9 protein-coding genes are annotated in these 12204 nt (G+C 51.7%); 3 read left to right on the top strand and 6 right to left on the bottom strand.

Going from position 1 to position 12204, the window contains the following annotated elements:
- Positions 1 to 47: 47 nt before the first annotated feature.
- Positions 48 to 1922, bottom strand: coding sequence for a TRAP transporter large permease subunit (locus tag F384_RS15675; RefSeq protein ID WP_046486785.1), 1875 nt, complete (start codon positions 1920 to 1922; stop codon positions 48 to 50).
- Between the two features lie 73 nt (positions 1923 to 1995).
- The gene (locus F384_RS15670; protein ID WP_052746941.1) at positions 1996 to 3039 is read right to left on the bottom strand and encodes a TRAP transporter substrate-binding protein; all 1044 of its coding nucleotides are present in this window, start codon (positions 3037 to 3039) and stop codon (positions 1996 to 1998) included.
- A gap of 451 nt (positions 3040 to 3490) precedes the next feature.
- Between F384_RS15670 and F384_RS15665 the strand changes: the two genes are divergently transcribed.
- A complete protein-coding gene (locus F384_RS15665) occupies positions 3491 to 4225 on the top strand; it encodes an aspartate/glutamate racemase family protein (protein ID WP_046486776.1) in 735 nt (244 codons plus the stop codon).
- A gap of 7 nt (positions 4226 to 4232) precedes the next feature.
- On the opposite strand, the gene hypT is transcribed toward F384_RS15665, so the two are convergent.
- The 4 genes from hypT to F384_RS15645 form a co-directional block, all read right to left on the bottom strand.
- Positions 4233 to 5141 (bottom strand): hypochlorite stress DNA-binding transcriptional regulator HypT, encoded by a 909-nt coding sequence (gene hypT, locus F384_RS15660; protein ID WP_046486770.1) that lies wholly within the window; start codon positions 5139 to 5141, stop codon positions 4233 to 4235.
- A gap of 70 nt (positions 5142 to 5211) precedes the next feature.
- Entirely contained in the window at positions 5212 to 6378 is a 1167-nt protein-coding gene (gene iadA, locus F384_RS15655) for a beta-aspartyl-peptidase (protein WP_046486767.1), read from the bottom strand.
- Between the two features lie 13 nt (positions 6379 to 6391).
- Positions 6392 to 6853 carry a YjiG family protein gene (locus F384_RS15650; RefSeq protein WP_046486764.1) on the bottom strand — a complete coding sequence of 154 codons (462 nt, stop codon included), beginning with the start codon at positions 6851 to 6853 and terminating at the stop codon, positions 6392 to 6394.
- Positions 6850 to 7536, bottom strand: a complete 687-nt coding sequence (locus F384_RS15645; protein ID WP_046486760.1) for a nucleoside recognition domain-containing protein — start codon at positions 7534 to 7536, stop codon at positions 6850 to 6852. Before F384_RS15645 ends, F384_RS15650 begins: the two co-directional genes overlap by 4 nt.
- A 396-nt stretch (positions 7537 to 7932) precedes the next feature.
- On the opposite strand from F384_RS15645, the gene evgA reads away from it, so the two are divergent.
- A complete protein-coding gene (evgA, locus tag F384_RS15640) occupies positions 7933 to 8562 on the top strand; it encodes an acid-sensing system DNA-binding response regulator EvgA (protein ID WP_046486757.1) in 630 nt (209 codons plus the stop codon).
- Positions 8559 to 11744, top strand: a complete 3186-nt coding sequence (locus tag F384_RS15635; RefSeq protein WP_226991596.1) for an ATP-binding protein — start codon at positions 8559 to 8561, stop codon at positions 11742 to 11744. The genes evgA and F384_RS15635 overlap by 4 nt, the downstream gene beginning before the upstream one ends.
- Positions 11745 to 12204 lie beyond the last annotated feature (460 nt).

The following is a 12204-nucleotide window of genomic DNA, read 5'->3' as shown; positions in this document are numbered from 1 at the left end:
CGTGGATATCCCTGCCACCTGAAGGTGGCAAATACAGCACTTAACACTCAGTAACCGGCCAGCCCAGGCAGCCAGGTGGTTAACGGTGGCGCCATGGCGACAATAATGATGCCGACAAAAATCACCGCCAGATATTTCGCCATCGGTCTGATGACATGTTTCATTTCCACCCCGCAAATGGCGCAGGTGGTGTACAAACCCAGGCCGATCGGTGGTGAGAACAGGCCAAAGCCCATCGCCATAATCATCACAATGCCAAAGTGCAGCGGGTTAAAGCCAAGCTGAATCGCAATCGGCACCAGAATAGGGGCGAATATGATCAGCGCAGGCGCACCTTCGAGAACCGCACCAAAGATGATCAGAATGACGATGGTTAACATCAGGAACAGCCAGGCACCTTGCTCCATACCAATTCCCACCAGCAACTCAGCGATCTGCTGCGGGATCATCTGAATGGTCAGGGCATAGGAGAGGCTGGTTGCACAGGCCACGATGAACAGCAGGACGCCGGACATCGCCGCAATATCAACGAACATTTTAACCGTGGCTTTCAGCGTCAGTTCGCCAAACGCCAGACGGCCCACCACAATGGCGTAGATAACCGCGAAGGCGGAAATTTCCGTGGAGGTGGCGATCCCCATCATGACGCCACGACCAATCATGAAGATCATGACCAGGCCGACAGCGGCGCCGAGGTAAAGCTGAGTCCGTGGGCGTAATACCGGATAGGCTTCGCTGACGTTAATTTTCCCGCCGAAACGGTTGGCGGCGACCATTAACAGCACCAACAGGCAGGCCGCAGGCACCAGGCCGGCGATAAATAACGCCCCGATGGAAATATTCGCGACAAAGCCCATCACAATCAGGTTCACGCAGGGAGGAATGGTCTCCGCCATCACTGCGGAGGCGGCAAATACCCCGGCAGCTTCTTCACTGTCCTGTTTCGCACGGCGTACCGCTGGCATTAACACCCCACCGACGGCTGCCACATCCGCCAGTTTGGAACCGGAGATGCCGGAGAAAAAGGCCATCGACAGCACGGTTGTCATGTTCAGACCGCCGCGAAACCGTCCCATACCGCGCACAATCAGTTCGACCAGTCGCGTGGACATGCCGTTGATTTCCATCGCGGCCCCGGCGAGCAAGAAGAATGGAATCGCCAACAGAACAAAGTGGTCAACGCCCGCCGCCACCTGTTGAGAGAAAAAGACAAACGGCAGGGAGGGGTCGCAGATAAAAAAGACCATTGCGGACATGCCGAGCGTGAAGGCTATTGGCACACCGGCCAGAATGCCGAGCACGAAGCAAATCAGCATCAGGCCCGCCGCAGCGCTGGCAGGATCGGCCATCAGCGACAGTTTCAGATAACCCAGCGCCGCCAGCACCAGGATCCCAACACCGCTGAGTAACACCACTTTGGCGCGTTCATGCAGGGCATGTTCCAGCGCGGCCACCATCATGACGACAGAGCCGATTAACACCGGGATCACGTAGATGGTCTGTGGCAGCCCCGTCTCGGTGGTTTGCAATCGCGCGGCCTGTACCAGGTCATAACTGGAAATCACCAGCCCGACGGAGACCAGAAACAGGATCCAGCGGCTGGCATGGATAACGTAAGGGCGAACGCTTTCAGGCAGGAAGCGTAAGAACAGATCGACACCAATGTGTCCGCCTCTGCCCGTCGAGGTGGCGACGCCAAAAAAAACCAGCGCAATCATCAGCGCGCGCGCCACTTCTTCCGCCCAGTGGATCGGTGAATGCAGGGCGTAACGCCAGATAACCGACGCGAATACCACCAGCACGTTGATAAACAACACCAGCGCCCCGGCCCACGACGTTAAGGTTGTCAAAAATCGACTCAGCCGCCCCAACAGCGTCAACAAAGTATTTTCATCCTTTGTTTTCATCGAGATATCTGCCATGGTGAACTCCTTTCATGGTTTGTTTGGGCAACATCGACGACCCGCAGAACTCCGCAGGCCGACGATGCACGGCTTATTGCTTGTCGCTCGGCGCCGCAGCGCTGATCTCGTCCACCATCGGTTTCAGATCCGGGTATTTATCCAGGAAAGTTTTCCAGACAGGCTGTACGGCCTGCGCGAAGAACGCCCGATCGGTTTCCCGGAAAGTGACGCCTTTGGCCTCCAGGTTTTTAATCGCTTCCAGCTCTTTCTGGCTGGCCTGCTGGCGTTCGTATTCCGTGGCTTCTTTCGCGGCGGCCAGCACGTCGGCACGCAGTGATTCCGGGATCTGCTCGAAGCTCTTCTTGTTCATGGCAATCATCAGCGGGTTATAACTATGGCGGGTCAGCGTGCCATTCTTGATGATTTCATAATATTTGCTGGCGTAGATGGTGGGCGCATCATGTTCGACGCCATCGATCACACCCATTTGCAGGCTGGAATAAACTTCCCCGCCCGGCATGGGAATGGCCACCGCCCCCATGTGATTCAGCGTGGCGATAAAGTTAGGCACCGGCAGCACGCGGATTTTCAGATTCTTTAAATCCTCTGGTTTTTCAATCGCCTTCTTGGTGTACACGTTACGTGCGCCGAGGTTATAGCCATAACCGAGCACCATCACGTTCGCTTTATCCATCATCAACTTAGAAAGCTGCTCACCGGCTTTGCCGTCCAGCGCTTTCCCAACCTGGTCATAGTCTTTAAACAGATAACCCAGATCCAGCACGCCCACTTCAGGGACCAGAGTGGCCCAGATTGAGGTGCCTGAAATCATCATGTTAATGGCGCCGATACGGACCTGCTGTGTGGCATCGGCTTCTTTTCCCAGCATCGCGTTGGCGAAATAATTAAGCTTAATCTGTCCTTTTAACTTCTCGTTTTTATTCAGGTTTTCCTGGAATCGGTTGAACCAGATGTAGTGTGCAGAGGAGTCATCTCCTGGCAGAGACGAGTAAACACGAAAATTGAGTGCTGCCTGTGCTGAAGCGCTCAGCACACTACCTGCAATCAGGGCGCTACTGAGGCAAGCGAGAGCCAGAAAACGTCTGGCTGAACGAAACGGTGTTGTTTTCATCATGATTATCCTTTCTCACAGTGTAGAGGTCGCGATAACGCCATCTGGCAAGGCTGACATGGCCATCTGGTTTAACGAAAAAGTCGCTTATTCTGTTTTCTGTAACGTTTTAGTGTAACGTTACAGACGCTATCCGACTCACTGTGCAAATGCAATATGCTTCCTTTCATCAACGTGAGTGATATGTGAATTTTGTGGCGGGCATCGCTAATTTACGGTTGGGTGTTACAAAACAGAAACGGGGTGTTCGCTGTTTAGTCACTGTTTAGCGGCGCAAGGCTCAGAAACCGGCACGTCGTAGACCGCCGGGCGGCGCGGTGAGAAGTCTGTGTCAACAGATTCGCGTTTCTCGAGTGATAACTTTTACGCATAGCTGCTAAGAAAATGGCATTTTTTACCTATGCATCAGGGTGATAGTGTCATTTGAAATATCAGAGAAAGCGCGGTGCGGGTAATGAAACATACCATTGGGATTCTGGGCGGCATGGGGCCTGCTGCAACGGCGGATATGCTGGAAAAATTTGTTGAACTGCGCCGTGCCAGCTGCGATCAGCAGCATATTCCGCTTATCGTGAGCTCCATTCCTGACATTCCCGATCGTACAGCCTGCCTGCTCTCTGGCGGTCCCTCTCCCTTGCATTATCTTGAGCGTTATCTGCACATGCTGGAAGATGCGGGGGCTGAATGTATCGTCATACCTTGTAACACCGCGCACTACTGGTTTGATGATTTACGGGCAGTGGCAAAGGCGGAAATGATCAGCATTCTGGATGCCACGCTGAGTGAGATTCCTCCCGGCGTGACCCGCGTCGGCCTGCTGGCAACGAACGCCACGCTGGCGACGGGGTTATACCAGAAGAAAATGACTGCGCAGGGACTCTCTCTGGTTCAGCCAGAAGAGGCCGGTCAGGCGCAGGTGATGCAGGCCATTTACGCATTGAAAAGCGGAGATAAACCCGCAGCGCAACGGTTGCTGTTTCCACAAATTGAACGACTGATTTCCCATGGCGCGCAGATAATTATTATGGGCTGCACCGAGATCCCGTTAATTGTGGCCGGGCATGAGAACCAGTTTGGGCGCCGGTTTATTGATTCAACTGCGTCTCTGGTCAACGCCGCGATTCGCTGGTATGAGTCATGGCCGGATACGCAGGTGGATGAGCCTGTGCAACAGGTTGCCTGCGTGTGAATGGAGATCAGGGGACCGTGTGCAGGTGGTGTAACTCCTTCCAGAAACGCTCCGCCAGGGGCGTCATCCGCGTATCCATCCGGTAAGCATAAGCCTGGATAGGAATGATCAACTCGTCCTGGTCCAGCACAATGAGCTGTTTATGACGAATCTCCTGACGAATCGCATACTCCGGGAGCCAGGCGATTCCACAACCGTCCAGCGCAACCTGCTTAAGCAACTCACTCATCGAAGAGACAAAAAATGTGCTGAAACTCAGCCCGGTATGACGGGTTAACGTTCGGTTGATAAGCCGCCCCATGTAGGAGTTCTGGCTATAGTTGAGCAGCGGGAAAGAGGGCTGGTCTAGCGTGTATCGCGGTTTTCCGTTCACATCGCTTGCGCAGACGGGAAACAGTTGCGACTCGAACAGGGGAATATTGGCAAACGGAGGCTGGAGCAGGTTTTCATCATAATAAGAGAAGATGAAATCACTTTGCCCTTCCCGCAACATATCAACTGCCTGATCGACATCGATCGCTTCAACCGACCAGGTAAACTGGGTTGGCATCTGGCTAACGATACCGGGTAATAACCCAAGCGACAGAGAGTGAGCCGCAGCAATCTTGATTTTACGCAGCGTGAAATCGCTGCCGCCACGGAGTTCAGCCAGGTTGCTTTCCAGTTGTTGTAGCAAATGGCGTATCTGAGAGTGAAAGATTTTTCCCTGCTCGGAGAGCTGTAGCGGCGAGACCTGACGATTGAACAATTCAACCCCTACCGCGTTTTCCAGTGCGCGAATACGACGGCTGAAGGCGGGTTGCGAGACATTACGAATAATCGCTGCCTGGGAGAAGTTTCGGCACTTTTCCAGGGTCAGGAAGTCATAAAGCCATTTCGTTTCAATGTTATACAAACCTGCACCACTCACATCCATTTACCATCACCTGTCAGCCGTCTGTCTGCGCCATTGTACGGGCATTCACACGGCTGACAACCGATTGCACTTACTCGAAGGTCCCTTTCACGCAGGCTTTACCGTCAACCACCATCTGTTTGCCGTGGGCATAAACCTGCTCAATACTTAATTCCGGTGTCATCACCAGCAGATCGGCATCCTTCCCTGGGGCGATTTCGCCTTTAGTGGAAAGGTTAAGAAAGGCAGCCACGCTGGTCGTCAGCGGACGCAGTGCGTCGGTCAGGGTAAATTCGTAATCGTTTATGAGCGATTGTACGGTTTCAAGCAAACTCTCGAAGCCCGCCACGCCAATTCCGGTGAGTTTTCCGGCGTCATCAAACAACGGTTGGCTACCGTTACCATCAGAACTGACCGTTATCCGGGCAAGCGGTATGCCGGCTTTCACTGCCCGAGCCACGCCCTCAGCCGGTGCGACCGGATCGGGAATACCACTGGTGATATCGATGGTGCCGCCTTTGAGAGCAAAGGCCAGAGCTTCTTCGAACAGCGCCTCATTGCGGTTAACGTGAGTGGGAAGCAGCTTACTCATCGGCACATCGCTATTTTCCAGAATGTCGTACAGCGGTTTGAGTCCCTTTTTGCTGTCGCCCATATGGAACACGCTGACTCCTGGTTTTCCGCCCAGCAGGCCACCCACGCGGGATTCCGCGGCCATGTTCGCCAGTTGATAATCGCCAGGGGCGGTAGAGCGGTGGTCGGAGACGGCGCATTTTACGCCGATGACGCGATCGATCAGCGCCACATCTTTTTCTACGGAACCGGTGATCGTCGGTGAAGGGACATGATAAGCGCCGGTTAACATCCAGGCGGTGATCCCTTCTTCATTCAGCGCCCGGGTTTTCGCCAGCAGTGATTCCGGATGACGGGTCACGGAGTCGGTGCCGAGCAAGCCAATGACGGTCGTGACCCCGGCTTCGGTCAGCCTGCTCAGTCTGACTTCTGGCGTTCGGGTTGTGGGGCCCGCTTCGCCACCGCCGCCAATCAGGTGAACATGCTGATCGATAAAGCCAGGACACAGGATCCGTCCTTTGAGATTGATAACCTTACAATTCGGCACGATCTGAGGCGAGATATCGCGTGCGACGGCAATAATCTTGCCGTTGGCGAGAAACACGTCGCAAATCCCCAGGTCTTCAGGGGTGTAAAGGTGTGCGCCTTGCAGTAACGTAAACTCTGCGAAGGATAAATCAGGCATGATAATTCCCTTTTTAAACAATAATCTGCATAACCCAGATCGACAGTAATGCGTTGATGGCACATACCGCAATGATGTGGGGATAATATTTGGCGTTCACTTCGGCGGTACCGAGGCAGCGCCCCACGTTCTGTACAGGGTTACCCATCAGGTATATCGCCGGGAGCAGAACCGTGACGTCGTGACCATTTAATGCTCCCGCCGTGAGCAGGCTAGCGGAAACGCCGACCGCGCCGCCCATACTCATTAGCGACGCTAATAACACCGTCGCGGCCTCACCGGGAAGTCCCCAGAATGCCATGATCGGCTGGCAAATGTGGCCCACCCAGTCAAGTAAACCGGTAATTTTCAGCGCCTGGATAATGACGAACGCCATGACCACGTTCGGCAGCAGGTTGGTGGTGGCAATGGTAAAGCCACGGCGGGCACCGTCGATAAACATGTCCATGACATTTTTGCGTACCTGAGTGGTCATGCTTGCGCTCCTTGCGTTGGGTTACGGCGTTCTTCAAAATTGATCCACAGACGTAGCAGATTGGCTCCGACAAATTTAAACAGCAGAATGACGGCCAGCGGGACGATAACAGACGTTCCCAGAAACGCGAAAACGGCAACGCCAGAGGAAAAATAGTTAGTAATAATCGCGCTGCCGCTGGTCTGGTATGTCGCAAAAATGACTTTGTCACGCTCGGTGATTTCGCCATCCTGCGCCAGTTCTTTCGTCATACCCGCCGCCGCATCGGTGTTTTGTAAGTTCGCGATGAGCGCCAGCGAGCAAATGCCCGGAATGCCCAACAGCGGCTTCAGGATGGGCGTCATCAGTTGTTGAGCCGCACGCAGTCCGCCAAGACCGTCGGTGATAGAGATAATGCCCAGAGACAAAATGACTGACGGCGCGAGCTCCAGCGCGAAAAGAAAACCATCTTTTGCGCCAGTACCGCTCGCACCACGGAAGGTTACAGACGCTTGTCCAGCACCATTCGCGATTTGGCCAAATGAACCGTTCAGCACGGTAAAATCAAAAACACGCCACCAACCGTCTGTCCCGGAAAAGATGCCGGAAAAGAAAATGATGGTCAGAAAAAATGCCAGATACCCTTTAAGTCCGACTTTTTCTGTCGCAAGCGGCAGCGCCGCCTGTTCCCCTTGTTGCGCCATAGCGAACCCCGTTATTTTTTTGATGATGTGTGTTTGTTGCGACAGGCCAAAAGAGGCCCGAACGTAATGACCTTACCAGTCGAAGGGATAAGGGGAAAATGCAAGAATGTTTCGCGCTATGCGTTTCTTGCATAACGCGGCAGAAAGTGTGGGCATTCAACCGCCAGCCTGTTTCCGGCTGGTTTTAATGGCGCTGGATAAATTCTCCCTCTGTACTTGTCACGAAAGTCAATTCAACGGCATTCTTCGCGGTAGGCGAAAGCCACGGTCATCGCGACCGCGTATGAGTGAGCGACGCCTCACCGCAAAGGTTAATGTGGAGAGTAATCTGCCGTATCGTTTACGCTATTCTCAATAACATAGCGTGTTTAATGCATCACGGTCTTTGGGGTAATTATGAGTGGAATGCGTTCTCGCACGGCAATTATCGTGGACGATCATCCGCTGGCGCGTATGGCTATTCGCAGCGTGCTGGAGAAAGATCACATTACTGTTCTCGGAGAATATGAAGACGGCGCGGTTGCACTGAAGAGTCTGGTAAAAACGACAGCGGATATTGTGGTTATTGACGTTGAGATCCCCGGTGTCAATGGTGTGGAGCTGGTGGAAAAGCTCAGAGCGAATCATTACGCCGGTGTGTTAGTTGTCGTTTCAGCGAAAAACGATCGTTATTTCAGCAAGCGCTGCGCGCAGGCGGGGGCGAATGCGTTTATCAGTAAAAAGCAGAACATGGATAACATTCTGGCGGCCATTACTGCCGCGCAGAATGGGTATACCTATTTTCCCTTTTTCAGCGAAGAAGCCTCCGAAATCCTGACCGACTCGCAGCGTCTGGAGTCCCTTTCGGCACAAGAGATGAAAGTCATGGGACATGTGCTTAACGGTCTGGACAATTCGCAAATCGGTGAGGCGATGCATATTAGTGGTAAAACCGTCAGTACTTATAAAACGCGACTAATGGAAAAACTCGGCTGTAAATCATTAATCGAACTGCTCTCTTTTGCTCATCAGAACAAGCTGACATGATGATGAATAACTGGCTGATAGTGGTGTTTATTATTTTATCAATAGGCGGGCGTACCGTTTACGCGCAGCAAAAAACCCCTGTTGAGCTTGAACTATCAGGGTTCAATTACATATCGCCCGTGCCGGTTTACCTGAGTGAGGATGACAAACGCTGGCTGCAACAGAAAAAAATCCTCAGCGTCGCCGTTTATGAACCCGTTCAGCCACCGCTGGTTCTGACAATGCTGACGGGACGTTATCGGGGAATGAATGCTGATTATCTGGCATTGATTCAACATTCCCTTAATACACGAATAAGTGTAATGGCGTATCCGGGCAAGGCTGATGCTGTCGCGGCGCTCAAAAAGGGCGACGTCGATATGGTATTAACCGGGCTGGAGAGCCAGTCCTGGCATGACGCAAGTGTTCAGGTTTCTCAGCCGCTGATTCATTCCTGGCCAAATTTAGTGACCTCCCTGGGCAACGTGATGGCACCATTGCAGAGCGCGCAACGTACGAGTGTGGCGATTGTTAACCACTATCCGGATGCCGATTTTATCCGCCAGTCCTTTCCCGATGCCGAGATCGATAACTATAGCAACTACCAGGAGGCGCTGAATTCCGTTAACAATGGGCGCAACGCCTGGTTTTTCGGTGATTCACTCACGACCAGCACCTGGCTTTCCCAGGAGTTCAGTCTTGCGCTGACAACCGTGAAGTATTGGCCTGCACCGCAGAGAAAGAGCTACTTATTATTTCTACCCGCGCAGCAACGGTTGCGGGAAATTGTGAACAATACCCTTAGCGCAATTGATGAAAACATCCATGGGCAAATTGCTCAGTCGATGATTGATAAAGGCAATCTCTCCTTCCTGATTGAGCCTCTGAACCTGACGCCACGCGAAAAGCAGTGGTTGAATAATCACAAAACACTCCGTGTGATTATTAATCCCTGGTTTGCTCCCTACACGATGGTTGATGGAAGCCAGCAGACGCGAGGTATTGTTGGCGACGTCCTTAATCTGATTGGCCTGCAAACGGGGATTCAGTTTGAGACCGTTGTCGTCAAATCGAATAAAGAGATGATCGCTGAGATGAAGAAAGGCAACTGGCATATTGTGCAGGCCGCTACCTATGATCTCAGCCGAGAAAATTATCTCTCTTTTACTCACCCCTTTATTACCACACAATTCGTGGCCGTGATCAGAAAAGAGGAAAACAAAGAACATGCGCTGCGACCCGGCAATCATGTCGCCATCAGCGGCGATCACACTTTACTGGCCAAACTGAAGGCGCACTATCCAGACATTGTGTGGGAAGAGGTGGAAAATTCCAGCGTGGCATTGAATCTGGTGGCAACAGGAAAAGTGGATGCTGCCATCTCGAATCAACTGACTGCGCGTTATCTGAGTGAGCATTACTATCCCGATCAGCTTTCCTGGATACCGCTTACCGGAGAAGAGCCCGCGGCAATTAGTTTCGCGGTGCCTCGTTCTGAACCGGAGCTACGGCAAATTCTGGATAAAGCGTTGGATGATATTCCACAAAAAGAGGTCCTGCAGATCGTCGGTAAATGGATTCGTCTGCCGGATGTCAAAATAGATACCTGGGAATTATATAACAGGCCTTTTTATCTGGTGGCTACGTTAGCGTCGCTACTGGTACTTAGCACCTTGTTATGGGCAGTTTATCTGGTGCGGGAAGTTCGTGTCAGAAAACGTTCTCAACGCTTACTGAAAGAGGAACGGAACAGAGCGCTCAGGGCTAATGAAGAGAAACGGGAATTTCTTTCTCATATGAGTCATGAAATACGAACCCCGGTCAGTGCCATAATGGGATTTCTTGAACTGCTGCAATTTTCTCCTGCGAAGTTTAGCCCGGAAGATAAAGCCTCAGTGGACCAGGCGGCTCAGGCCTCGCGTTCGTTATTAAAACTTATTGGCGAGATCCTCGATCTGGAGAAGATCGAATCGGGTTTATTAGAGGCGGTTCCCCAGTGGAAATATCCGGACGGTCTGGTGCAAGAAAAAATGGCATTATTCAGCGCGCTGGCGGCGCAAAAAGGGATCGCGCTGCATTACGATTCTCGTTTAGATGCGCGTGAAGCGATGCAACTGGATCCCCAATTACTGGGGCAGGTTCTCACCAATATTATCGGTAATGCGGTGAAATTTACCGAACGCGGTGATGTGCGAATTTCAGCGGCGAAGCATGAGCAAACGCTGGTAATTTCGGTGAGTGATTCCGGGCCGGGGATGAGCGAAGAAGAGCAACGACGTTTATTCACCGCCTTTAGCCAGGGAAAAGCGGGAGAACATCATCGTGGTTCGGGGCTTGGATTAGCAATCAGTCGGGCGTTAATGAGACAAATGGGAGGGACAATCGAACTGCAAAGTGTGGTCAATCGGGGGACGACCGTTACGTTGAGCCTGCCAGTCCAGACGTCGTTTGATATTACCCCCACCGTTACGGACGTTGACTCGCCTCTGCCAGCCTTTCAAGGAACATTACGGGTATTAATTGCGGATGACCTTCCTTTCAGCCGATTACTCCTGAAACGTCAGCTTATGACGCTGGGTATCATGGCGGATGAAGCCGACAATGGCGAGACGGCATTACGTTATCTTCAGCAAGGAAATTATGACCTGTTGATTACCGATCTCAATATGCCGGTTATGGATGGTACTGAGCTTGCCCGCCAGGTCAGAAAATTTACTACGACGCTTGTTATCTGGGGGCTCACGGCAACGGCGCAGGAGCACGAGCGCGAACGTTGTCTGTCGGCGGGGATGAATGCCTGTCTTTTCAAACCGATCACGTTGTCGCAGCTCTCTCATTTACTCTCCGGGGTGAGTGACACCCACGACACTGTATTTGATCTCGAAAGACTGGCGATGCTCGCGCAAGGGAATCGGGCATTGATGCTTCGCGCATTAAAAGAGGCGCAGGTAGAAAATCGCTGCGATTTAACGGCGGCTTATCAAGCCAGTGCGTCTGGTGATTATCGTCTGGTTAAACATCATATTCATCGCATTAACGGGACAGCACAGCTATTAGGGGTTGAGACCTTAATGAAGGCGGCACAGTCTTTGGAGGATAAACTCCCGGATGCGATTACGGTTACCGAACTGCCTGCTGAGTTTGAGCATATCCAGACATTGCTGGACGAACTGGAGCGGGCAATCGAGAAATTCACACCTTAATTTCCCTTCCTACATGTGTAGGCGGCGCCTGACAGAATAATAAGGCGCCGCTGATGTTGCTCCTGTGTTAACCAGGTAAAATAAGCCCTGTTCCAACAGAATAAAATGAGTTAATTAAACCTGGTATATTTCCTAAGAAAAATCCATGTTTTGGTTTATTACAAGTTTCAGCTATCAAATATGCTCGGATCATTAAACCAAACCTATCCATATAGATAGTGTTTAATTCTGTTTTTTATTGTGTGTTATGGGTTTTTGTTTTGATAAAAATAGATAAATATGGATCGTTGTTCTTTTGAAAGTAAAAAGATAGTAGAAACGATCGTTTTTATGTTTTCTGACGAAATCCACGACTTTTGTGATGTCATGCTGAATGAATTTCTGTAAATTTTACAGCGAAACATGAGGTGATTTACTGACGTTAAAACAGCAAGCAGGAAGTGTCGAAAAAGGAAGTTCT

The organism is Citrobacter amalonaticus Y19, assembly GCF_000981805.1.
Classification (GTDB): domain Bacteria; phylum Pseudomonadota; class Gammaproteobacteria; order Enterobacterales; family Enterobacteriaceae; genus Citrobacter_A; species Citrobacter_A amalonaticus_C.
The sequence above is the reverse complement of the archived record's forward strand: the minus strand, read 5'-3'. Positions and strand labels throughout refer to the sequence as shown.

What these genes read in the sequence shown, in the direction of transcription:
- F384_RS15675 (WP_046486785.1), bottom strand. Translation starts at nt 1,922, where the DNA reads ATGGCAGATATCTCGATGAAAACAAAGGATGAAAATACTTTGTTGACG.
- F384_RS15635 (WP_226991596.1), top strand. Translation starts at nt 8,559, where the DNA reads ATGATGATGAATAACTGGCTGATAGTGGTGTTTATTATTTTATCAATA.
- F384_RS15670 (WP_052746941.1), bottom strand. Translation starts at nt 3,039, where the DNA reads ATGATGAAAACAACACCGTTTCGTTCAGCCAGACGTTTTCTGGCTCTC.
- iadA (WP_046486767.1), bottom strand. Translation starts at nt 6,378, where the DNA reads ATGCCTGATTTATCCTTCGCAGAGTTTACGTTACTGCAAGGCGCACAC.
- F384_RS15645 (WP_046486760.1), bottom strand. Translation starts at nt 7,536, where the DNA reads ATGGCGCAACAAGGGGAACAGGCGGCGCTGCCGCTTGCGACAGAAAAA.
- F384_RS15650 (WP_046486764.1), bottom strand. Translation starts at nt 6,853, where the DNA reads ATGACCACTCAGGTACGCAAAAATGTCATGGACATGTTTATCGACGGT.
- hypT (WP_046486770.1), bottom strand. Translation starts at nt 5,141, where the DNA reads ATGGATGTGAGTGGTGCAGGTTTGTATAACATTGAAACGAAATGGCTT.
- F384_RS15665 (WP_046486776.1), top strand. Translation starts at nt 3,491, where the DNA reads ATGAAACATACCATTGGGATTCTGGGCGGCATGGGGCCTGCTGCAACG.
- evgA (WP_046486757.1), top strand. Translation starts at nt 7,933, where the DNA reads ATGAGTGGAATGCGTTCTCGCACGGCAATTATCGTGGACGATCATCCG.